Origin of the sequence: Streptomyces sp. R-74717, from assembly GCF_047305335.1 — a bacterium.
GTDB classification, from domain to species: Bacteria; Actinomycetota; Actinomycetes; order Streptomycetales; family Streptomycetaceae; genus Streptomyces; species Streptomyces atratus.
Genome location: NZ_CP102361.1, coordinates 6,585,848 through 6,609,177, shown reverse-complemented (window position 1 = coordinate 6,609,177; position 23,330 = coordinate 6,585,848). Strand labels below are relative to the sequence as shown.

Annotated in this window: 18 protein-coding genes; 1 reads left to right on the top strand and 17 read right to left on the bottom strand. The window is 68.8% G+C overall.

Annotated elements, in window-relative coordinates; all coding sequences use genetic code 11:
- Positions 1-61: 61 nt before the first annotated feature.
- From NRF20_RS30290 to NRF20_RS30230, 13 genes are all read right to left on the bottom strand, one after another.
- Positions 62-844, bottom strand: a complete 783-nt coding sequence (locus NRF20_RS30290; protein WP_398628717.1) for a TIGR03936 family radical SAM-associated protein — start codon at positions 842-844, stop codon at positions 62-64.
- A 122-nt stretch (positions 845-966) separates the two neighbouring features.
- Positions 967-2,166 carry a hypothetical protein gene (locus tag NRF20_RS30285; protein WP_413753662.1) on the bottom strand — a complete coding sequence of 400 codons (1,200 nt, stop codon included), beginning with the start codon at positions 2,164-2,166 and terminating at the stop codon, positions 967-969.
- Positions 2,167-2,248: 82 nt separating this feature from the next.
- Positions 2,249-4,174, bottom strand: a complete 1,926-nt coding sequence (locus NRF20_RS30280; RefSeq protein WP_398628719.1) for a TIGR03960 family B12-binding radical SAM protein — start codon at positions 4,172-4,174, stop codon at positions 2,249-2,251.
- Positions 4,175-4,224: 50 nt separating this feature from the next.
- The gene (locus NRF20_RS30275; RefSeq protein WP_413753661.1) at positions 4,225-5,757 is read right to left on the bottom strand and encodes a CHAD domain-containing protein; all 1,533 of its coding nucleotides are present in this window, start codon (positions 5,755-5,757) and stop codon (positions 4,225-4,227) included.
- Positions 5,758-5,808: 51 nt separating this feature from the next.
- Positions 5,809-6,999 (bottom strand): rod shape-determining protein RodA, encoded by a 1,191-nt coding sequence (gene rodA, locus NRF20_RS30270; protein WP_398628721.1) that lies wholly within the window; start codon positions 6,997-6,999, stop codon positions 5,809-5,811.
- Positions 6,999-9,173, bottom strand: a complete 2,175-nt coding sequence (mrdA, locus tag NRF20_RS30265) for a penicillin-binding protein 2 (RefSeq protein WP_266361532.1) — start codon at positions 9,171-9,173, stop codon at positions 6,999-7,001. The genes rodA and mrdA overlap by 1 nt, the downstream gene beginning before the upstream one ends.
- A 61-nt stretch (positions 9,174-9,234) precedes the next feature.
- A complete protein-coding gene (gene mreD, locus NRF20_RS30260; RefSeq protein ID WP_383037261.1) occupies positions 9,235-9,897 on the bottom strand; it encodes a rod shape-determining protein MreD in 663 nt (220 codons plus the stop codon).
- Between the two features lie 11 nt (positions 9,898-9,908).
- Positions 9,909-10,961, bottom strand: coding sequence for a rod shape-determining protein MreC (gene mreC / locus NRF20_RS30255; RefSeq protein WP_398628722.1), 1,053 nt, complete (start codon positions 10,959-10,961; stop codon positions 9,909-9,911).
- 125 nt (positions 10,962-11,086) lie between these two features.
- Positions 11,087-12,106 (bottom strand): rod shape-determining protein, encoded by a 1,020-nt coding sequence (locus NRF20_RS30250; protein WP_266361529.1) that lies wholly within the window; start codon positions 12,104-12,106, stop codon positions 11,087-11,089.
- A gap of 289 nt (positions 12,107-12,395) precedes the next feature.
- Positions 12,396-12,809 carry a nucleoside-diphosphate kinase gene (gene ndk, locus NRF20_RS30245; RefSeq protein WP_093898216.1) on the bottom strand — a complete coding sequence of 138 codons (414 nt, stop codon included), beginning with the start codon at positions 12,807-12,809 and terminating at the stop codon, positions 12,396-12,398.
- A gap of 96 nt (positions 12,810-12,905) precedes the next feature.
- A complete protein-coding gene (locus tag NRF20_RS30240; RefSeq protein ID WP_266361528.1) occupies positions 12,906-13,265 on the bottom strand; it encodes a DUF4233 domain-containing protein in 360 nt (119 codons plus the stop codon).
- A 3-nt stretch (positions 13,266-13,268) separates the two neighbouring features.
- On the bottom strand, positions 13,269-14,792 hold the full coding sequence (gene folC / locus NRF20_RS30235; RefSeq protein WP_398628724.1) for a bifunctional tetrahydrofolate synthase/dihydrofolate synthase: 1,524 nt from the start codon (positions 14,790-14,792) through the stop codon (positions 13,269-13,271).
- Between the two features lie 133 nt (positions 14,793-14,925).
- Positions 14,926-17,547: a valine--tRNA ligase gene (locus tag NRF20_RS30230; RefSeq protein ID WP_413753660.1), complete on the bottom strand. Its 2,622-nt coding sequence runs from the start codon at positions 17,545-17,547 to the stop codon at positions 14,926-14,928.
- A 153-nt stretch (positions 17,548-17,700) separates the two neighbouring features.
- Between NRF20_RS30230 and NRF20_RS30225 the strand changes: the two genes are divergently transcribed.
- A complete protein-coding gene (locus NRF20_RS30225) occupies positions 17,701-18,753 on the top strand; it encodes a hypothetical protein (RefSeq protein WP_413754622.1) in 1,053 nt (350 codons plus the stop codon).
- Positions 18,754-18,823: 70 nt separating this feature from the next.
- Here NRF20_RS30225 and clpX read toward each other — a convergent pair whose 3' ends face one another.
- From clpX to tig, 4 genes are all read right to left on the bottom strand, one after another.
- Complete coding sequence (gene clpX / locus NRF20_RS30220) at positions 18,824-20,122, bottom strand: ATP-dependent Clp protease ATP-binding subunit ClpX (protein ID WP_266361525.1); 1,299 nt, start codon at positions 20,120-20,122, stop codon at positions 18,824-18,826.
- Positions 20,123-20,279: 157 nt separating this feature from the next.
- Positions 20,280-20,960: an ATP-dependent Clp protease proteolytic subunit gene (locus NRF20_RS30215; RefSeq protein ID WP_093898221.1), complete on the bottom strand. Its 681-nt coding sequence runs from the start codon at positions 20,958-20,960 to the stop codon at positions 20,280-20,282.
- Positions 20,961-21,040: 80 nt separating this feature from the next.
- Complete coding sequence (locus NRF20_RS30210; protein ID WP_266365601.1) at positions 21,041-21,646, bottom strand: ATP-dependent Clp protease proteolytic subunit; 606 nt, start codon at positions 21,644-21,646, stop codon at positions 21,041-21,043.
- A 264-nt stretch (positions 21,647-21,910) separates the two neighbouring features.
- Positions 21,911-23,308, bottom strand: coding sequence for a trigger factor (gene tig / locus NRF20_RS30205; RefSeq protein WP_398628726.1), 1,398 nt, complete (start codon positions 23,306-23,308; stop codon positions 21,911-21,913).
- Positions 23,309-23,330: the final 22 nt, after the last annotated feature.

Sequence of the window (23,330 nt, the reverse complement as noted above, 5' to 3'; positions counted from 1 at the left end):
GTCATCGCGCGGCCCGACCCAGGTGGCTCCCGAGTCGAAGGACTGCGCTGCAACGACCGCCTTACGCGGAACCTGCACCTTCCGGCGCCGTCGCGACGGCGGTCCCGGTGGCCATGGGTGGAGCGGCCGGGGCTGCCTCGCGGTCGGGCGCGAGCGGGTCGGTCACCGTGCCGGACTCCTCGTCGAAGAGCCCCTGCGCCAGCCTGGTCACCGCTGCGGGGACCGGCGGCGCCAGGTCGGCCACAACGTGGAGACCGGACAGGACGTCGTCAGGTCGCACGGCAGGTGTCACGTGCCGAACAACCAGCCGCAGTATCGCACAGGGCTTGTCCTCGGGCCTATCAGGCTGCGGATCAAGGGCCTGCAGGTCGACCACGGCGGCGCGGGCGTCGAAGGTCCGCATGCCGTTCTTCGCCCGGCGCTGGACCTCGACGGTCTCGGCCCCGTTGAAAGCGGCCACGGCCTTGACGGCCTCCTCGGTGGAGACACCGTCGAGACGCAGCTCCCAGATGGAGGCGGTCAGCCGGTCGGCGAGACCCGAGGTGCGGGCCTCCACGGCGTCGGTGATGTCGAGACCGTCCGGGAGCGAGGCATTGAGCAGCTCGCGCAGGACGGCCGGATCCTGGGCCTCGGCGAGGGCGATCTCCAGGAACTCGGCCTCACTGCCCGTGCCGGTGGGGGCGGCGTTGGCGTACGACACCTTCGGGTGCGGGGTGAAGCCCGCCGAGTAGGCCATGGGCACCTCGGAGCGGCGCAATGCCCGCTCGAAGGCACGCTGGAAGTCACGGTGGCTGGTGAACCGGAGGCGGCCGCGCTTCGTGTAGCGCAGTCGGATGCGCTGCACTGCCGGTGCGGGCGGCGGGCCTTCGGGCTGTCGCTTGCCCAGTGGTTCTTCTCCTCGATGCGGGGCGGACGCGGTGGCACGCCGCCCTCGAAATGCGGGTGGCCCGGGGTGTCCGGTCCGGCTCACCCCCGCTCGGCGTTTTTCTCTCCGAGCGAGGAGATCTCTGGTTCGGGCGCCGCGCTGGGCACAGTCATTGCTTGTTGCTTAGCACCCAGCCTACGCGCAAGGGGGCTCCCCTGTTCCCGGGGCTCGGGCGCCCTCGCCCCGCCGACCAGTACCCGCCATGCGTCACGGCGTGCCCGGGCCACGGTCTCGCGCGCCGTGCGCAGCGCCGCCCGGGCCGCGCGTCCCGCCTCGACGGCGGCCCGCTTGGCGGGGGCCCAGACGGCATCCCGTACGAAATGTCCCACCGGCGTGCACACCGTGCGATAGACCCAGGTCACCGGCGCCCCGATCAGATGCCACGCCAGCCAGGCGATGGCCCGGCCGACGGCCCGCGAGATGTACCCCGCGATGCGCCAGGCGACGCCGAAGGCTGCAGCGATCTCCCGGCCGACCGGGGCGAGGACCCGCCGGTACAGCCGGCCGAGCGGTGCGACGAGCAGCGTCAGAACCAACCACACCACCACCGCCCACAGACCGCTCCCGACGGCCGCGATCCCGCGCGCCAGCAGTTCGAGCAGCCAGGTGATGCCATGACCGAGCGGAGTGAGCAGCTCCCGGTACACCCAGGCCGGCGGCCGTACGATCAGATGCTCCGCCAGCCAGGCGGCGGCGAGCGCGAAGGGCACCAGGACGTACCGCCACAGGCCGGCCACCGGCCGGACGAACAGGGCGGTGAGCACCCAGCCGACCCCGGCGGCGATCCCCCGCCCGGCAGGGGCGAGCAGTTCGCGGTACACCCGGCGCAGCCCGTGGCCGATCGGGGTGAGCACCGCCTCGTACAGCCACACCACCGGCACCACGAGCCCGTAACGCACCGCCGGCACCAGCACATGCCGCCAGAGCGCGACCCACGGCCGGACGAAGACCGCCGCGGCCAGCCACAGCAGCGCATGTCCCAGCGGGGTGAGCACCGCCTCGTACAGCCGGACCGCGGGGATCACCACCAGCGTCGCCAGCAGCCAGGACAGGGCCCGGCCCAGGGGGCGCAGCAGGATGCGGTCGGCGGCGCGGGCTCCCGCCACCAGGGCGTCCCAGATCATGCGGACGGGCAGGACGATCGCCAGCACCACGATCCGTACCGGAATCCTGATCAGGGTGGTCAGACAGCCCTCGCCGGCTTCGTAGTGCGCGGGGGCCTGGTGCTTGCCGTAGTCCATGCCGTACATGACGCGAAGGCCCGAGCCGGGGTTTCCCGGACCGGGCCTTCGTCACCGAGCCGTCACCCGGAAGGGGTTCGGCCTACTTCACGACCGACAGCGGCAGGAGCTTCTTGCCGGTCGGGCCGATCTGGATGCTGGTGTCCATCTGCGGGCAGACGCCGCAGTCGAAGCACGGGGTCCAGCGGCAGTCCTCGACCTCGGTCTCGTCGAGCGAGTCCTGCCAGTCCTCCCAGAGCCAGTCCTTGTCGAGACCGGAGTCCAGGTGGTCCCAGGGCAGGACCTCCTCGTAGGTCCGTTCACGGGTGGTGTACCAGTCGACGTCCACGCCGTAGTCGGGCAGCGTCTTCTCGGCGGCGGTCATCCAGCGGTCGTAGCTGAAGTGCTCGCGCCAGCCGTCGAAACGGCCGCCGGACTCGTAGACCGCGCGGATGACCGAGCCGACACGGCGGTCGCCGCGCGAGAGCAGGCCCTCGACGATGCCGGGCTTGCCGTCGTGGTAGCGGAAACCGATCGAGCGGCCGTACTTCTTGTCGCCGCGGATCTTGTCGCGCAGCTTCTCCAGCCGGGCGTCGGTCTCCTCGGCGCCGAGCTGCGGGGCCCACTGGAACGGCGTGTGCGGCTTGGGCACGAAGCCGCCGATGGAGACGGTGCAGCGGATGTCGTTCTGACCGGAGACCTCGCGGCCCTTGGCGATCACGTTGACCGCCATGTCACCGATCTGGAGGACGTCCTCGTCGGTCTCGGTGGGCAGACCGCACATGAAGTACAGCTTCACCTGGCGCCAGCCGTTGCCGTACGCGGTGGCGACGGTACGGATGAGGTCCTCTTCCGAGACCATCTTGTTGATGACCTTGCGCATGCGCTCGGAGCCGCCCTCGGGGGCGAAGGTGAGTCCGGAGCGACGGCCGTTACGGGTCAGCTCGTTGGCCAGGTCCACGTTGAACGCGTCGACGCGGGTGGAGGGCAGCGAGAGGCCGATCTTGTCCTCGGTGTACCGGTCGGCGAGGCCCTTGGCGATCTCGCCGATCTCGGTGTGGTCCGCAGAGGAGAGGGAGAGCAGGCCGACCTCTTCGAAGCCGGTCGCCTTGAGGCCCTTCTCGACCATTTCGCCGATGCCGGTGATACTTCGCTCCCGCACGGGGCGCGTGATCATGCCGGCCTGGCAGAAACGGCAGCCGCGGGTGCAGCCGCGGAAGATCTCGACGGACATCCGCTCATGGACGGTCTCGGCGAGGGGAACGAGGGGCTGCTTCGGGTACGGCCACTCGTCGAGGTCCATCACGGTGTGCTTGGACACCCGCCACGGCACGCCCGACTTGTTGGGCACGACACGGCCGATGCGCCCGTCCGGGAGGTACTCCACGTCGTAGAAGCCCGGGACGTAGACGCCACCGGTCTTCGCCAGGCGGAACAGCACCTCTTCGCGACCGCCGGGGCGGCCCTCGGCCTTCCAGGCGCGGATGATCTCGGTGATCTCCAGGACGGCCTGCTCGCCGTCGCCGATGACCGCGCAGTCGATGAACCCCGCGATCGGCTCGGGGTTGAACGCGGCGTGGCCGCCGGCCAGCACGATCGGGTCGTCGACGGTGCGGTCCTTGGCGTCCAGCGGGATGCCCGCGAGATCCAGGGCAGTGAGCATGTTGGTGTAGCCGAGCTCGGTGGAGAAGCTCAGCCCGAAGACGTCGAACGCCTTCACAGGGCGGTGGCTGTCCACGGTGAACTGCGGGACCTTGTGCTCGCGCATCAGCTCTTCGAGGTCCGGCCACACGCTGTAGGTGCGCTCGGCGAGGACGCCCTGGCGCTCGTTGAGCACCTCGTAAAGGATCATGACGCCCTGGTTGGGGAGACCGACCTCGTATGCGTCCGGGTACATCAGCGCCCAGTGGACGTCGCATTCGTCCCACGGCTTGACGGTGGAGTTCAGCTCACCGCCGACGTACTGGATGGGCTTCTGCACATGCGGGAGCAGAGCTTCGAGCTGTGGGAAGACCGAATCGACAGACATCGCGAACTTTCGAGAGCCGGCAAGGGTGACCATCAAGCGTACCCCGATGCTCAGCCTTCCAGAGCCGCCCGCACGCGCGGCTGCGACGCCCGCTCCCACACCTGCGGCAGCTCCCGCTCCCGGGCGGCGGCGGCCGCTTCCTCCCGCCCGTACAGCAGTCCCCAGGTGAATGCCGGCTCCCCCGCCGCGTGCGCCTGGACGGCCAGGGCGCGCAGGGCGTCGCGGGCCACCACGCTGTCCTGGTGGTCGCCGAGGAGGGTCTGCACGGTCTTCATCCGTTTGGCGATCCGCTCGGCCGGCTTCCCGAGCGCGGGGCGGGCCGCCTCGGCCGCGTAACGGGCGCGCTTGGCGGCCTTGCGGGCGTCGTGCATGGCGAGGTCCCGGTCGTGGCCGGGCTGGAGCTCCAGGGCGTGGCCGACGCGGGTCGCGAGGCGCCCGTACTCCTTCAGAACGGCGCGGGGCAGCGCCTGCTCGGGGGCGTGGGAAGCGGCGGGCAGCAGCGGCGGGGCGGCGAGCAGGGCGTCGAGGCTCTCCAGGAGTGCCAGGTACCGCTTCCCGTCGAGTACGGCGACGGTCCGGCGGCGGGAGCCGCCCCGGCGGGCCACCGACCAGATCCGCAGCCGGCTGCGCACGGGGCCGAGGATCAGGGTGCGGGGCAGTTCGGCGAGGCCGGAGCGCAGACGGGCGTCGAGAACCTCCTGGTCGCGGTCGATACCGAGCTCGGCGGCCAGCCACTTCAGCTCGTCGCCGACCGGGTCGGTGACGCTCCGGTCGAGGATCTTCCGGTACGTCCGCAGCGCGCTGCGCAGTCTGCGGGTGGCGACCCGCATCTGGTGCACGGAGTCGGGGAGGTCGCGTCGTACGGCGGGGTCGAGGGCGACGATCGCCTCGGTCTGGTGGCGGATGTACGCGAGGACGTGGTCGCCCGCGGTGGGTTGCCCGGCCTTCCCGCGCGCACCCTTGTCCCGCTTCCGCTTCCGCTCCGGCGCGGTCTCGGCGAGCGCCCTGGCCAGCTTGGACGGCGATGCGGACAGGTGGACACCGGCCTTGCGCAGCCGGCGTTCGACGGCATCGAGGAGGGCGGGGTCACCGTCGTCGGCGAGTTCGACCTCGATCTCGGTCCAGGCGGCCGTGCCGCTGCCGCCCGTCAGCCGTTCGGCCCGCACAGTGTCGATGCTGACCTCGGCGAGCAGCGCGCCCTCGGCATCGAGCAGGTGGTGGACGTCACGGGCGGTGCGCAGCCGTACGACGGGGACCAGTTCGCTCATCCGGACCCGGGAGCGGAGCAGGCCGGCGAGGGAGCTCGGCAGAGTGTCGGAGAGCGGTTCCCGGAACTCGTCCCGGATACCGGAGGCGACCGGGAATTTGAGGTGCCAGCCGGCGTCGCTCCCGCCGGTGCGGCGGCGCAGGGTGAGGGAGCCGGCCACGAGCCGGAGGTCCTCGGTGTCGTAGTAGACGGCGTCCAGTTCGCTGACGCCCCGGTGAGCGACGGCCGAGACCCCGGCCACCCGGCTCAGGTCGGGGAGCCGGGTTTCCGCGGTGGCTTCGTACTTCCGCTCGATCTCACGCTTCGAGTCCGCCATGACCCGAATCTAGACGTGTTGCACGCAGATGGGCAGTGCTCCCGTCCCGGCTCAAGCACTTATCGGCCGCTGCACCCTGATCGACTGGAGCAGTCCGACGGCCACCCAGACGGCGAACATCGAGGACCCTCCGTACGAGACGAACGGCAGTGGAAGCCCTGCGACCGGCATGATGCCGAGCGTCATCCCGATGTTCTCGAACGCCTGGAAGGCGAACCAGGCGATGATTCCGGCGGCGACGATCGTGCCGTACAGCTCGGTCGTCTCGCGGGCGATCCGGCAGGCGCGCCACAGGACGACGCCGAGCAGGACGAGGATGAGCCCGGCGCCGAGGAAGCCGAGCTCCTCGCCCGCGACGGTGAAGACGAAGTCGGTCTGCTGCTCGGGGACGAATTGGCCGGTGGTCTGGGTGCCCTGGAAAAGGCCGGTTCCGGTGAGGCCGCCGGAGCCGATCGCGATGCGTGCCTGGTTGGTGTTGTAGCCGACGCCCGCCGGGTCGAGCGCCGGGTTGGCGAAGGCGGCGAAGCGGGCGATCTGGTAGTCGTCGAGCAGGCCGAGCTGCCAGATGGCGACGGCGCCGCCCGCGCCCGCGCCGAGAAGGCCGAAGACCCAGCGGTTCGAAGCGCCGGAGGCGAGGAGCACACCGAGCACGATGACGGCCATGACCATCACCGAACCGAGGTCCGGCATCCCCATGACGACGGCCATCGGAACGGCCGCGAGGCCGAGGGCCTTGGCGACGGTCCGGTGGTCGGGGTGGAGCTGGTCGCCCGCGTCGACGCGCTCGGCGAGCAGCATCGCCATGATCAGGATGATGGTGATCTTGGTGAACTCGGACGGCTGGAGCGAGAAGCCGCCACCGATGATGATCCAGGCGTGCGCGCCGTTGACGGTGGCGCCGAGCGGGGTGAGGACCGCCAGTACGAGGAGCACCGAGAGGCCGTAGAGGATCGGGACGGCTCCGCGCAGGGTGCGGTGGCCGAGCCAGATCGTGCCGACCATCAGGGCGAAGCCGATTCCGGTGTTGAGCGCGTGCCGGAGGAGGAAGTAGTACGGGTCGCCGTGCGTGAGCGAGTCACGGCCCCGGGTCGCCGAGTAGACCAGCAGCGAGCCGATGAAGGAGAGCGCGATCGCGGACCCGAGCAGCGGCCAGTCGAGTTTGCGTACGAGGGAGTCGCGGGCGATGAGTTTGCCCCAGGTGGAGCGCTCGGGGGCGTACCGCGAGACGGAGAAGCCGGCCATCAGTCACGCCTCCCGAGCACTGCCGCGAGGGTCTGCTCCTCCGGGGTCTTCTGCGAGTTCGGGTCGTACGGCTTGATCTCCGGGGCGTCGATCGAACCGTCGTGCTGGATCTTCGGCAGGGACTTCTGCGGGGTGGGCAGCAGCGCCTTCTTGAGGTCCTGCTTGCCGGAGTCGTCGAGTCCGTAGAGCGCGTCGTAGATGTTGCGCACGGCGGGCCCGGAGGCACCGGAGCCCGTACCACCCTGGGAGATCGTCATGACGATCGAGTAGTCCTTGGTGTACGTGGCGAACCACGAGGTCGTCTGCTTGCCGTAGACCTCGGCCGTACCCGTCTTGGCGTGCATCGGGATCTTGTCCTGCGGCCAGCCGCCGAATCGCCAGGCGGCGGTACCGCGGGTCGCGACGCCCGCCAGCGCCCCCTCCATCTCCTTCAGGGTCTTGGCGCTGGCCGGCAGCTTGCCGTGCGACTTGGGCCCGATCATGCTGACGTGCTTGCCGTCGGGGCTGACGATCGCCTTGCCGACGGTCGGGTCGTAGAGCGTGCCGCCGTTGCTGATGGCGGCGTAGATGGTCGCCATCTGGATCGGGGTGACGAGGGTGTCGCCCTGGCCGATGGAGTAGTTGATCGAGTCATAGGCGTGCAGCTTCATGCCCTCGAGGCAGTTCTCGTGGGCGAGCACGGTGTTGAAGTCCTTCTTCTTGGGCCACTTCTTGGCCTGTTCGCACCACGCGTCCTTGTTGGCCTTCCAGAAGTCCTTCTTCCACTGGCGGTCGGGGACGCGGCCGGTGACCTCGTTGGGGAGGTCGATGCCGGTCTCCTTGCCGAGGCCGAACTGGTGGGCGGTCTTGAAGAACCAGTCCTTGGCGTTCTTCTTCGGCTTCATCCCGCCGTCCTTCTGCCACTGCTGGTAGCCGAGGGCGTAGAAGACGGTGTCGCAGGAGACCTCGAGTGCCCGGCCCAGGGTGATCGGGCCGTGGCTCTGCGATTCGAAGTTCTGGTAGGTGTGACCCTCGGCGGTGTACGAGCTGCCGCAGGTGTAGTGGCCGTCGAACGGGTAGCCCGCCTGGACGGAGGCCGCGGTCGAGACGACCTTGAAGATCGAGCCCGGTGCGGCCTGACCCTGGATGCCGCGGTTGAGCAGCGGGTAGTTGGACTTCTTGCTGGTCATCCGGGCGTAGTCCTTGCCCGAGATGCCGCCGACCCAGGCGTTGGGGTCGTAGTCGGGCAGGGAGGCCATCGCGACGACCCGGCCGGTCTTGGCCTCCATGACGACGACGGCGCCGGAGTCGGCCTTGTAGTTCTCGCCGGTGTTCTTGTCGAACGCCTGACGGGCCGTCTTCATGGCCTCGTTGAGCTCGTATTCGGCGACGGCCTGGACCCGGGCGTCGATGGAAGTGACGACGCTCGATCCGGGCTCGGCCTCGTCGTCCTTCGCCTGGCCGATGACCCGGCCGAGGTTGTCCACCTCGTAGCGGGTGACGCCGGCCTTGCCGCGCAGCTCCTTGTCGTAGGTGCGCTCCAGGCCGGAGCGGCCGACCTGGTCGGAGCGGAGGTACGGCGAGTCGGTGTCCTGGGCCTTGGTGATCTCTTCGTCGGTGACGGGCGAGAGGTAGCCGAGGACCTGGGCGGTGTTGGCCTTGCCGGGTGCGGCGTAGCGGCGTACGGCGGTGGGTTCGGCGGTGATGCCGGGGAAGTCCTCGGCGCGCTCGCGGATCTGGAGGGCCTGCTGGGTGGTGGCCTCGTCGGTGACCGGGATCGGCTGATAAGGCGAACCGTTCCAGCAGGGCTGCGGCGTCTTCGCGTCGCAGAGCCGGATCTTGTCGAAGACGTCTTTCGGCTTCATGCCGAGCACAGCGGCGAGCCGGGTCAGGACGCCCTTGCCGTCGTCGTCCATCTTCAGCAGATCGGTGCGGCTGGCGGAGACGACCAGGCGGGTCTCGTTGTCGGCGAGGGGCACCCCGCGCGCGTCGAGGATCGACCCGCGGACTGCCGGCTGGACAACCTGCTGGACGTGGTTGTTCCTCGCCTCGTCGCTGTACTCCTGACCGTTGCGGATCTGGAGGTACCAGAGGCGCCCGCCGAGGGTGAGCAGCAGGGAGAAGACGAGGACCTGGATGACGACGAGACGGATCTGGACCCGCTGGGTCCGGCCGGTCTCGGGGATATTGCTCACGGGGCGCCCCCGGTGGTGGTCGGGCCGGAGATACGGGGGGTGTCCCCGCTGTGGTGCGGCCTCACAGTCGCTTGACTCCCTTGATCCGTCCGGCGCGTGCCGCTCGGTTGCGGGCGACCTTGACGCGCAGTCCGCCGCGCTGGCTGCCGATCCGCAGTCCGGTGCCGGAGGCCAGCCAGCCAGCGGCGACGTCGCCGCCGCCGGAGGAGTCGGCGAGCGGATCGTTCACCGTGCGTCTGGCGATCGCCATGATCAGGGGAACGACGAACGGCGCGAGGAGCAGGTCGTAGACGGCGGCGGTGAACAGCAGGCTGCCGAGGCCCACATGACGGGCCGCCGTGTCCCCGACGAGCGCGCCGACGAGCGCGTACAGCAGCGTCGAGCCGATCGCCGCGGCGACTACCGCGACCATCGGCACGAAGGCCGACTTGAGCTGCCCGTTCTCCGGCTTGACCAGTCCGGCGAAGTAGCCGATGACGCAGAGGACCAGTGCGTAGCGTCCGGCTGCGTGGTCGGCGGGTGGCGCCAGGTCGGCGAGGAGTCCCGCGCCGAAGCCGATGAGGGCACCGCTGACATGCCCGTACACGAAGGCGAGTCCGAGGACGACGAGGAGCAACAGGTCGGGCACGGCGCCGGGAAGCTGGAGGCGGGCGAGCACGGAGACCTGGACGACGAGGGCGACCACGACCAGGACGATGGAGAGCAGAGTCCGGTTCAAGCGCATGGGGATCAGCTCTACCTCTGCTCGTCTACCGCGTTGCCGGCGCTCGGTGTGTCATTCGGACTGCCGCTCGGGTTCGGGCTTCCGCTGGGGTCCGGGCTCTCGTTGACGTTCCCGACGACGTTGCCGTCGGTGTCGACGATGTCGCCGTTGGGCGAGATCGTGACAGTGACGGTCGGGGTGGGCTTGGGTTTGGCGGGCTTGGCGGGCGCCTTCGGGAGGACCATGTCGCGGGGGTCCTCGCGCGGGGCCTGGACGACGATGCCGACGATGTCGAGCTTGGTGAACCCGACGTACGGGCGGACATAGACGGTACGGGTCAGGCCGCCACCGGACGGGTCGACGCGGACGACCTCGCCGACCGGGACGCCGGGCACGAAGGGCTTGTTCTTGCTGGAGCCGAAGGTGACAAGACGGTCGCCCTTCTTCACCTTGGCCTTGCCGTTGAGGAACTGGACGGACAGCGGCTGGGAGCCCTGGCCGGTAGCGAAGCCCAGTTCGTCGGTCTTCTCCATACGGGTGCCGACGGTGAAGTCGGGGTCGTTGGCCAGGAGCACCGTGGCGGTATCCGGGCCGACGGTGGTGATCCGGCCGACGAGACCGTCGCCGTTGATGACGGTCATGTCGCGCTTGATGCCGTCGTTGGAGCCCGCGTCGATCGTGACCGTCCAGGAGAAGCCCTGGGCCGCTCCTATGGCGATGACCTCGGCGGCCTTGATGCCGTACTGTCCGGCGGCCGACTTCTTCAGCATCCGGTCCAGCTCGCGGACCCGGTTGCGGTTCTGGTCGTCGCTGCCGAGCTTCGTCTTGAGCGCGGCGTTCTGCTGCTCCAGCTCGGCGATCCGGTTGTGCCGTGCACCGGAGTCGCGTACCGCCCCTATGGCGTTGCCCACCGGGTCGACGGCTGCCGCGACGCCGTTCTCAACCGGCCCGAAGACCGTGGCGGCGGCCCGCCGGGCGCCGTCCACCGGTGACTCCTCGCCGCCGCGGATGTCCACCGTGATCAATGCGAATGCGATGGCGATCAGCAGCACCAGGAGCAGCCGGCTCTCTCGTGTGTCCCTCACGTGCGGCGGCCGTGCCTTCCTCGTCGGAATGTTCGTGCCTGTATATCAACGATCGGCCGTACGGAGCAGCAGTGGTCCGCACAGCAGACTGATGTGTTGTTTACCTGTGGGCCGGGCTGTGCCGGCTACCTGCGGGGCTGGGCGTCCAGCACCTGCTGGAGCGCCTCGAACTCCTCGACGCACTTGCCGGACCCGAGCGCCACCGAGTCCAGCGGGTCCTCGGCGATGTGGATCGGCATGCCGGTCTCGCGCCGCAGCCGCTCGTCCAGTCCGCGCAGCAGCGCGCCGCCGCCGGTGAGGACGATGCCGCGGTCCATGACGTCACCGGAGAGCTCCGGCGGGCACTTGTCGAGCGTGGTCTTCACCGCGTCGACGATCGCGTTGACCGGCTCCTCGATGGCCTTGCGGACCTCTGCGGCCGAGACGACCACGGTCTTGGGCAACCCGGAGACCAGGTCGCGGCCGCGGATCTCGGTGTGCTCGTCCTTGTCCAGGTCGTACGCCGAACCGATCGTGATCTTGATCTGTTCGGCAGTGCGCTCACCGAGGAGGAGCGAGTACTCCTTCTTGATGTGCTGGATGATCGCGTTGTCCAGCTCGTCGCCGGCGACCCGGATCGACTGGGCAGTGACGATTCCGCCCAGCGAGATGACCGCGACCTCGGTGGTGCCGCCACCGATGTCGACCACCATGTTGCCGGTGGCCTCGTGGACCGGCAGCCCCGATCCGATGGCCGCCGCCATGGGCTCCTCGATGATGTGCACCTGGCGCGCGCCGGCCTGCGTCGATGCCTCGATGACGGCGCGTCGCTCGACCCCGGTGATGCCGGAGGGCACGCAGACGACGACCCGCGGGCGGGCCAGGTAGCGGCGCTTGTGGATCTTCAGGATGAAGTAGCGGAGCATCCGCTCGGTGATCTCGAAGTCGGCGATCACGCCGTCCTTCAGGGGCCGTACGGCAACGATGTTGCCCGGTGTACGCCCGATCATCTTCTTGGCCTCGGAGCCGACCGCCAGGATGCCGCCGGTGTTGGTGTTGATGGCCACGACGGACGGCTCGTTCAGAACGATGCCGCGCCCCCTGACGTACACCAGCGTGTTGGCAGTCCCGAGGTCGATAGCCATGTCACGGCCGATGAACGACATTGAGTTCCCCTTGTTCCCCATGAGGATGCGTCGGGCCTTCCAAGAAAGCGATGATGGCTTGTTCTGGTCGGCGAGGTGAGCGCTGCGGGCGTGGAAGATTCCATCGTAGTGCCGTGTGCACGGACACCGCGCGAGGGTCCTTCGCCTTGTGGGCGGAACGGGTGGCCGTTCCACTCATGGTGACGTTACGTCGGAGTGATGCGTTCCCGCGATCCGGGACCCTATGCCGAAGGGCGACCGAATTAATTCGGTCGCCCCAGGTCATGAGCGCTGTTCGGCTGATCCGGGGTCAGGAAAGGCCCGGGAAGAAGAGCTTCAGTTCTCGCTCTGCGGACTCCTCGGAGTCCGAGGCGTGGATGAGGTTCTCCCGCGTGATCGTGCCGAAGTCACCTCGGATGGAGCCGGGCGCGGCGGCGATCGGGTCGGTGGGTCCGGCCAGCGTACGGATGCCCTCGATGACCCGCTCGCCCTCGGCGACCAGCGCCACGATCGGGCCGGACTGCATGAACTCGACGAGCGGCTCGTAGAACGGGCGGCCGACGTGCTCGGCGTAGTGCTGCTCCAGCGTGGCGCGGTCGAGGGTGCGCAGCTCCAGCGCGGTGATCCGCCAGCCGGCCTTGCGCTCGATCCGCCCGACGATCTCGCCGACGAGTCCGCGCCGGACGGCGTCGGGCTTGAGGAGAACGAGGGTGCGCTGAGTCATGGTGTGCGGCTCCTTGCAGGCATGCGGGTGCGGTGAAGCGAGGCTACAGGGGTACGGGGACGGGCCTGCGGCCGGGTTTGGCCACGGGGTGCCGGATCAGCCACCGGCCGGGGCCTCGGCCGCCTCCTGCGCGGCCGCCCAACGGGCCTTCGCCTCGTCGATCTTGCGGCCGTAGTGCACCGAGGCCCACCACAGGCCGCCGAAGACCAGGCCGAGGATGAACATCATCGGGACGACGAAACCGCTCAGCACCAGGGCGATCTGCAGCGCCCAGCCGAGCTGCATCCCGCCGGGGCGGGTGATCATCCCGCAGAGCAGCACGGACAGCAGCATGCCGATGCCGCAGACCGTCCAGACCGTGGTGTTGGTCAGGTCGTCGGACTTCATCGCGACGAGTCCGGCGAAGCCGATCACGAAGAACTCGCCGATCAGCGTCGATGCACAGAGCGTACGCACGGGTCAGTGCCTTCCCAGGAGCAGTCGGGCCTCGCCGACCGTGATCACGGAACCGGTCACCAGGACGCCGGCGCCCGCATACTCGTCCTCCTCCTCGGCGAGGGTGATCGCCGCCTCCAGCGCGTCGTCCAGGCGCGGTTCGACCTGGACGCGGTCGTTGCCGAAGACCTCGACCGCGACGGCGGCCAGTTCGTCGGCGTCCATCGCGCGGCCGCTGGAGTTCTGGGTGATGACGACCTCGGCGAAGATCGGCTCGAAGGCTTCGAGCAGCCCCTTGACGTCCTTGTCGCCGCTGGCGCCGACCACACCGATCAGCCGGGAGAAGCCGAACGACTCGGAGAGCCCGTCGGCGGTGGCGCGGGCGCCCGCCGGGTTGTGGGCCGCGTCCAGGACGACGGTCGGGCTGGAGCGGACCACTTCGAGGCGGCCCGGCGAGATCACCGAGGCGAAGGCCTGGCGGACCGTGTCGATGTCGAGTGCGCCGGGCTGCTCGGCGCCGATCCCGAAGAAAGCCTCCACTGCGGCGAGCGTCACCGCCGCGTTGTGCGCCTGGTGGGCGCCGTACAGCGGGAGGAAGATCTCTGTGTACTCGCCGCCGAGGCCGCGCAGCGTCAGCAGCTGTCCGCCGACGGCGATCTCGCGGGAGACGACACCGAACTCCATGCCCTCGCGGGCGACCGTGGCATCGACCTCGACGGCCTTCTTCAGCATGACCTGCGCGGCGTCCACCGGCTGCTGCGCCAGGATGACCGTGGCGCCCTGCTTGATGATCCCGGCCTTCTCACCGGCGATCTCGGCGTGCGTGGCGCCGAGCCGGTCGGTGTGGTCGAGCGAGATGGGGGTGACGACGGCGACCGAGGCGTCGATGACGTTCGTCGCGTCCCAGCTGCCGCCCATGCCGACTTCCACGACGGCGACATCGACCGGCGTGTCGGCGAAGGCCGCGTACGCCATGCCCGTCAGCACCTCGAAGAAGGAGAGCCGGTACGGCTGCTGGGCGTCGACCATCTCCACGTACGGCTTGATGTCCTGGTACGCCTCGATGAACCGCTCGGGGTCCATCGGGGCACCGTCCAGGCTGATCCGCTCGGTGATCGACTGGACGTGCGGCGAGGTGTAGCGGCCGGTGCGCAGGTCGAAGGCGCCGAGCAGCGCCTCGATCATGCGGGCCGTGCTCGTCTTGCCGTTGGTCCCGGTGATGTGGATCGAGGGGTACGCGCGCTGGGGCTCGCCGAGCACATCCATCAGCGCGGCGATGCGCGCGACGGAAGGCTCCAGCTTGGTCTCGCCCCAGCGCCCGGCGAGCTCCTGCTCCACCGCGCGAAGCGCCTTGTCCACCTCGGGGTCGGCGGGGCGGACGGGGACGTCCTGGCCCTGCGGCGGTCCCGAGCGGGTGCGCAGGGTACGGCTCCCGGCCTCGATCACCGCCAGGTCGGGGTCGCGCTGGGTCGCTTCGTCGACGATCTCCGCGAAGGTCTCGTCGGGATCGGAGGCGTCGTGCCGGTCGGAAGGGCGGGGCTCACTCACGGGGCCAGTCTACGGATGGACACGGACATCGCGCGCAGCGCCCGGTCACCGGAGTCCTGACCGTGCGCGGGGACGGTCGAAGCCCCCGTACTCCCGGCAGCGGGAATGCGGGGGCTTCGCCCTCAGCGGGTGATCAGCCCTGTGGCAGGTTCGCCAGCTGGTTGGTGATCCGCTCGATGTCCGCCTCGGCCTTGGCGAGCCGGCCACGGATCTTGTCGACCACGTTGTCCGGGGCCTTGCCGAGGAACGCCTCGTTGGAGAGCTTACCGTTGGCCTGGGCCTTCTCCTTCTCGGCAGCGCCCAGGTCCTTCGTCAGGCGCTTGCGCTCGGCCTCGACGTCGATCGTGCCGGACAGGTCGAGGGCGACGACGGCCCCCGCGACCGGCAGCGACGCGGTGGCGTGGAAGCCGTCGCCGGCGGGCTGCAGGCGCAGCAGCTGACGGATGGCCGCCTCGTGCGGGGCGAGCGCCGTACCGGTCAGGGTGAGCTCGGCCGGGACCTTCTGGCCGGGCTGCAGGCCCTGGTCGGAGCGGAACCGGCGGACCTCGGTGACGACCTGCTGGACGAGCTCGATCTCCTGCTCGGCGGCGTCGTCGCGGAAGCCGGAGTCGGTCGGCCAGTCGGCGATGACGACGGACTCCCGGCCGGTGAGCGCGGTCCAGAGCGTCTCCGTGACGAACGGGACGACCGGGTGCAGCAGCCGCAGCATCACGTCGAGGACCTCACCGAGGACCCGGCCCGAGACCTCGGCCGGCTTGCCGCCCGCGAAGAACGTGGTCTTGGACAGCTCGACGTACCAGTCGAAGACCTCGTCCCAGGCGAAGTGCCGGAGTGCCTCGCTGAGCTTGGAGAACTGGAAGTCGTCGTAGTACGCGTCGACTTCGGCGACGGTCTTGTTGAGCCGGGACAGGATCCACCGCTCGGTCACCGACATCTCGTCGGCGGACGGCAGTTCGCCCTCGATCGTGGCACCGTTCATCAGGGCGAAGCGGGTGGCGTTCCAGATCTTGTTGGCGAACTTGGCGGAACCCTGGACCCACTCCTCACCGATCGGGACGTCGGTGCCCGGGTTGGCACCGCGCGCCAAGGTGAAGCGCAGCGCGTCGGAGCCGTACTTGTCCATCCAGTCCAGCGGGTTGACGACATTGCCGAACGACTTCGACATCTTCTTGCCGAACTCGTCACGGACCATGCCGTGCAGAACGATGGTCTCGAACGGCGGGGTGCCGTCGTTGACGTACAGACCGAACATCATCATCCGGGCGACCCAGAAGAAGAGGATGTCGTAGCCGGTGACCAGGACGGAGTTCGGGTAGAACTTCGCGAGGCTGTCGGTCTGCTCCGGCCAGCCGAGCGTGGAGAACGGCCACAGGCCGGAGGAGAACCAGGTGTCCAGGACATCGCTGTCCTGCGTCCAGCCCTCGCCCGTGGGGACCTCGTCGTCCGGTCCGACGCAGACGACCTCGCCGTTCGGGCCGTACCAGACGGGGATGCGGTGGCCCCACCAGAGCTGGCGCGAGATCGTCCAGTCGTGGAGGTTGTCGACCCAGTCGAAGTACCGCTTCTCCATCTCCTGCGGGTGGATCTTGACGCTGCCGTCGCGGACGGCGTCACCGGCCGCCTTGGCGAGCGGGGCGACCTTGACCCACCACTGGAGGGACAGGCGCGGCTCGATGGTGGTCTTGCAGCGCGAGCAGTGGCCGACGGAGTGGAGGTACGGACGCTTCTCGGCGACGATCCGGCCCTCGGCGCGCAGCGCGCCGACGATGGCGGACCGGGCCTCCAGGCGGTCGAGTCCCTCGAACGGGCCGGGGACGGTGATGACCGCGCGCTCGTCCATGACCGTGAGGAACGGCAGGTCGTGGCGCTTGCCGATCTCGAAGTCGTTCGGGTCGTGGGCGGGCGTGACCTTCACGGCGCCGGTGCCGAACTCCGGGTCGACGTGGTGGTCGGCGACGACGGGGATCGTGCGGCCGGTCAGCGGCAGCTTGATCTGCTTGCCGACCAGGTGCTTGTAGCGCTCGTCGTCGGGGTGGACGGCGACCGCGGTGTCACCGAGCATCGTCTCGGCGCGGGTCGTGGCGACGACGATGGTGTCGTCGCCCTCCCCGTACGTCATGGAGACGAGCTCGCCGTCGTCGTCCTGGTACTCGACCTCGATGTCCGAGATCGCGGTCAGACAGCGCGGGCACCAGTTGATGATGCGCTCGGCGCGGTAGATCAGCCCGTCGTCGTACATCTTCTTGAAGACGGTCTGGACGGCGGTGGACAGGCCCTCGTCCATGGTGAAGCGCTCACGGGACCAGGCGACGCCCTCGCCGAGCCGGCGCATCTGGCCGGAGATCTGGCCGCCGGACTCGTTCTTCCACTTCCAGACGCGCTCGACGAACGCCTCGCGGCCCAGGTCGTGGCGGGACTTGCCCTCCTTGCCGAGCTCACGCTCGACGACGTTCTGGGTGGCGATGCCGGCGTGGTCCATTCCTGGCTGGTACAGCGCCTCGAAGCCCTGCATGCGCTTGCGCCGGACGAGGGCGTCGATCAGCGTGTGCTCGAAGGCATGCCCCAGGTGCAGGCTGCCCGTGACATTCGGCGGCGGGATGACGATGGAGTACGGCGGCTTCTCGCTGTGCTCGTCGGCTTCGAAGTAACCACGTTCTACCCAGCGCTCATACAGCTTCCCCTCTACCTCGGCCGGTGCGTACTGGGTCGGCAGTTCGGGGTTGCTGGCTGGCGTCTGCTGAGTGTTCTCGGTCACGGGGGACAGTTTAGGGCCGTCACAGTCATGCACTGAAACCGGTTTGTTCGGTAACGGTGTCACTCCCGGTGCTCCGCGGCGGTGGACCTTCCGCCAGGATGTTCGGAACGCATAAGCATTCCGATGAGCATTTCCGAACAGGGGACACCGCAGATGAGCTACAACCAGCCGGGCCCGTACGGCGGGCAGCCTCCGCAGGGCCAGCCCGGACCGTACGGTGGCCAGCCGCCGCAGGGCCAGCCCGACCCGTACGGGCAGCAGCCGCAAGGCCAGCCTGGCCCGTACGGCCAGCAGCCGGGCCTGTACGGCGGCCAGCCGCCCCAGGGTCCGCCGCAGGGCCAGCCCGGTTACGGGTACCCCCAGCAGGCCCCCCAGGGTGTCCCGCCGCAGCAGCCCCAGCCGGGCTACGGCTACCCACAGGCCCAGCAGCCGGGCCCGTACGGCCAGCAGCCGCCCACGCCCCCTTACGGCGGCCAGCAGGCATACGGCGGCCAGCCCCCGTTCCCCCCGGCCCAGCCGAAGAAAAAGACCGGCCTGATCATCGGCGGCGCGGTCGTGGCACTGGCGGTCATCGCGGGCGGGGTGTACTTCCTGACGTCAGGCGGGAGTGGTGACACGCTCAGCGACGACGGGCCGCACAAGCTGACCACGCCGGCGAAGGTGCTGGGCGAGTACAACCGCTTCGGCGGTGACAACTCGGGCGTGAAGCAGGACGACAAGACCACGAAGGAACTGACGTCCAGCGGCATCGAGAACGGCAAGACCGTCACCGGCATCTACTCGACCGCGGATCTCAGCAACTACGACCCCAGCGACCCGAGCACCATGCCCGACATCGCCACGGCGAAGAACATCACCTATCTCGGCGCGTACGGCAAGGTCAAGGACCCGGCCAAGGCGCTGGACACATTCTTTGCCACGCTGAAGAAGAGCGCGTCCGAGAACTCGAAGAACGACACCGAGTTGCTCGGCGAACCGGAGGAGGTGTCTCCCTCCGGCTTCAAGAACGGCATCATGAAGTGCCAGGCCGCCAAGGCCAAGGACGCCAAGACCGGCAAGGAGAAGACCGACTGGTTCTGCGCCTGGTCGGACTTCAGCACCATGGCGATGGTGTCCCCCGGCGACGTCACCAAGAACGTGGACAAGGACACTGCGGTCAAGCTCACGACGGATCTCCGCAACGAGATCCGCGTCGAGGCCAAGTAGCAAGCACAGAACGGCAAAAGGGGCGCCCGGCCAGTCCACCTGGCCGGGCGCCCCTTGCGTTCACGAACCGCTACGCGGACTTCTCGTGCCGCCCGTCATCACCCTTGCCGATCGTCCGCGGCTCGCGCGGGACCAGGGTCGGGTTCACGTTGTTGCGGACGACGTCCGCCGTGATGACGACGCGGGCGACGTCCTTGCGGGACGGCACCTCGTACATCACGGACTGGAGGACCTCCTCCATGATGGCCCGCAGACCACGCGCGCCGGTGCCGCGCAGGATCGCCTGGTCGGCGATGGCCTCCAGGGCCGGGCGGTCGAAGTCCAGCTCGACACCGTCGAGTTCGAACAGTCGTTGATACTGCTTCACCAGCGCGTTGCGCGGCTCGACGAGGATCTGCAGCAGTGCCTCACGGTCCAGGTTGTGGACCGAGGTGAGGACGGGCAGCCGGCCGATGAACTCCGGGATCATCCCGAACTTCACCAGGTCCTCCGGCATGACCTCCTGGAACTGGTCGCTCGCCTCGATCTCCCGCTTGGAGCGGATCGTCGCGCCGAAGCCGATGCCCTTGGCACCCGCCCGCGACTCGATGATCCTCTCCAGACCGGAGAAGGCACCGCCCACGATGAACAGCACGTTCGTCGTGTCGATCTGGATGAACTCCTGGTGCGGGTGCTTCCGGCCGCCCTGCGGCGGTACGGAGGCGGTGGTGCCCTCCAGGATCTTCAACAGGGCCTGCTGGACGCCCTCACCGGAGACATCGCGGGTGATCGACGGGTTCTCGCTCTTGCGGGCGACCTTGTCGATCTCGTCGATGTAGATGATCCCGGTCTCGGCCTTCTTGACGTCGTAGTCCGCAGCCTGGATCAGCTTCAGCAGGATGTTCTCGACGTCCTCGCCGACATAGCCGGCCTCCGTCAGCGCCGTCGCGTCGGCGATGGCGAACGGGACGTTGAGCATACGGGCCAGGGTCTGCGCGAGAAGCGTCTTGCCGGAGCCCGTGGGGCCCAGCAGCAGGATGTTGGACTTGGCCAGCTCGATGGCGTCGTCCCGGCCCTGCGCGCCGCCGTTCTCGCCCGCCTGGACCCGCTTGTAGTGGTTGTACACAGCGACCGAGAGGGCCTTCTTCGCGGGCTCCTGCCCGACGACGTACCCCTCGAGGAACTCGTAGATCTCGCGCGGCTTGGGAAGTTCCTCCCACCGCACCTCGGAGGTCTCCGCGAGTTCCTCCTCGATGATCTCGTTGCAGAGTTCGATGCACTCGTCGCAGATGTACACACCGGGTCCCGCGATGAGCTTCTTCACCTGCTTCTGGCTCTTTCCGCAGAACGAGCACTTGAGCAGGTCGCCGCCATCACCGATGCGTGCCACGAGGTGCTTCCCCTTCGCCTGGGAGCAGCTTGGTTCAGCGGCTCCTGGTGCCTCTATCCGACGGTACCTTGCCTTGCCCCCCGTTCGGGCCCCCCTTGGCACGGTTCACACCGCCGATGCGGTGTGAACTCGCCGTGCCAAGGGGTGAAGGCCGATCTCAGACGGCCGTGGCCGCCTGCTTGCGGGTCGACACGATCTGGTCGACGAGACCGTAGGCGAGGGCGTCCTCGGCGGTCAGGATCTTGTCGCGCTCGATGTCGTCGCGGATCTTGTCGATCGGCGTGGTGGAGTGCTTGGCCAGCATCTCCTCCAGCTGGGTGCGCATCCGCAGGATCTCGTTGGCCGCGATCTCCAGGTCGGAGAGCTGCTCACGGCCGGTCTGCGAGGACGGCTGGTGGATCAGTACACGGGCGTTGGGCAGTGCCATCCGCTTGCCGGGCGTACCCGCGGCGAGCAGCACGGCCGCGGCGGAGGCCGCCTGGCCCATGCAGACCGTCTGGATGTCCGGCTTCACGAACTGCATCGTGTCGTAGATCGCGGTGAGCGCGGTGAACGAGCCGCCGGGGCTGTTGATGTAGATCGAGATGTCCCGGTCCGGGTCCATCGACTCCAGGCACAGCAGCTGCGCCATGACGTCGTTGGCGGAGGCGTCGTCGATCTGCACGCCGAGGAAGATCACGCGCTCCTCGAAGAGCTTCGCGTACGGGTCGTACTCACGCACGCCCTGCGAGGTGCGCTCCACGAAGCGCGGCACGATGTAGCGGTTGTCCACCTGCGGGCCGGTGTAGAGGCCGCTCGCGGAGGCGCCGGGGAAGTTGTTCATGTGGGTGTTCACCATCCTGGTGGCGTTCTGTGGCTGGGTGTCTCGGCGTACGAGAGGTGCGCGGGGCGGTGGAACCGGATCCGGTGGGTACCGGATCAGGCGCCGGTGCCGCCGCCGCCCGGAACGCCCGATGCGATCGTGATGATCTCGTCGATGAGGCCGTACGCCTTGGCCTCCTCCGCGGTGTACCAGCGGTCGCGGTCGCCGTCGCGGATGATCGTCTCGACCGTCTGGCCGGAGTGGCGGGCGGTGATCTCCGCCATCCGCTGCTTGGTGCGCAGCAGGTACTGGGCCTGGATCTTGATGTCCGAGGCAGTACCGCCGATGCCGGCCGAACCCTGGTGCATGAGGATGTCGGTGTTCGGGAGCGCGAACCGCTTGCCCGCGGTGCCGCCGGTGAGCAGGAACTGGCCCATCGAGGCCGCCATGCCCATACCGATGGTGACCACGTCGTTCGGGATGTACTGCATGGTGTCGTAGACCGCCATGCCGGCCGTCACCGAACCGCCGGGGCTGTTGATGTAGAGGTAGATGTCCTTGTCCGGCTCGGCGGCAAGGAGAAGCAGCTGCGCCGTGATCTTGTTGGCGATCTCATCGTCGACCTGCTGACCGAGGAAGATGATGCGCTCGCCGAGCAGTCGGCTGTAGACCTGGTCACCGAGGCCTCCACCGAGGGACGGCTCTCCGGCGGCGTAGGGCATCAGATTCGTCACGTATCCACCTGCTCGTCTCTGACGGCTCCGGCCGTCTCAGCGTCTTCGTACCGGGTGGGCGGGGACTCCCCTGCCCTTCCTATTCATGGACCCTAACGCGCAGGTAGGACAACGCCATCCCGCTTCCGCAACTGTTCGCTGGGAGCGCAAGCTCCGCAGTCCGCACAAGGGTTGTGGGGCACCGTACGCCATACGACGACGGGCTCCGAACGCACAGCGTCCGGAGCCCGTCGTACGGGTTCAGCGCGAGGCTCAGGCCTCGGTCTTCTCCTCGGTGACCTCGGCAACGGCCTCGGCGGCACCATCGACGGCCTCGACCGTCTCGATGGCCTCCTCCTCGTCGTCCTCCAGCTCGACGACCTCACCGTTGGTGTCGACGACCTTGGCGGCCTCGACGACCACGGCCAGCGCCTTGCCGCGGGCGACCTCGCCGACGAGCATCGGCACCTGGCCGCCCTCGACGACAGCCTGGGCGAACTGGTCGGGGCTCATGCCGGAGGAAGCAGCGCGCCGCATGAGGTGCTCGGTGAGCTCCTCCTGGTTGACGTTCAGCTTCTCCTTGTTGACGATCTCGTCCAGGATGAACTGGGTCTTGATGCCCTTGATCGCCTGCTCGGAGGTCTCGGCATCGAACTCCTCGACCGTCTTGCCCTGGATCTCCAGGTACTTGTCGAGGGTCAGACCCATCTGACCGAGCTGGTGGTGCTCCAGGTTGTGCTTGCGGGTCTGGACCTCGTCCGCGAGCAGCTTCTCCGGGATCGGGACCTCGGCCAGCTTCAGCAGCTCGTCGAGGACGCGCTCCTGGGCCTGGGTGGCCTGGTCGAACTGCTTGGTGTTCTCGAGGCGCTTGCGGCTGTCCGTCTTCAGCTCGTCGAGGGTGTCGAACTCGCTCGCCATCTGGGCGAACTCGTCGTCCAGCTCGGGGAGCTCACGGGCGGCGACGGCGGTGACCTTGACGGTGACCTCGGCCTCCTTGCCCTCGGCCGAGCCGCCCTTCAGCTCGGAGGTGAAGGTGGCCTCGCCACCCGCCTCCAGGCCGGTGACGGCGGCGTCGATGCCGTCGAGGAGCTCGCCGGAACCGATGGTGTACGAGACACCCTCGGCCACGCCGTCCTCCAGGACCTCGCCGTCGACCTCGGCCTGCAGGTCGATCGTCACGACGTCGCCCTCGGCGGCGGCGCGCTCGACCGGGTTGGTGGAGGCGAAGCGCTCGCGGAGCTGCTCCACGGCCTTCTCGACGTCCTCGTCGCTGACCTCGAGGGCGTCAACGGTGACCTCGATGCCGGAGTAGTCCGGAATCTCGATCTCGGGGCGTACGTCAACCTCGGCGGTGAAGGCCAGCAGCTCGCCGTCCTTCAGCTCGGTGATGTCGACCTCGGGCTGACCGAGGACGTTGAGCTCGCCCTCGTTGACAGCCTCGGTGTAGAACTTCGGGAGGGCGTCGTTGACGGCCTCCTCCAGCACCGCACCACGGCCGAACCGCTGGTCGATGACCCGGGCGGGGATCTTGCCCTTGCGGAAGCCCTTCACCGTGACCTGCTGGTTGATCTTCTTGTACGCCGCGTCGAGGCTGTCCTTGAGCTCCTCGAAGGGCACCTCGACAGTGAGCCGAACCCGGGTCGGGTTCAGGGTCTCCACGGCGCTCTTCACGGTTCGGTCTCCTTGTGGCTGA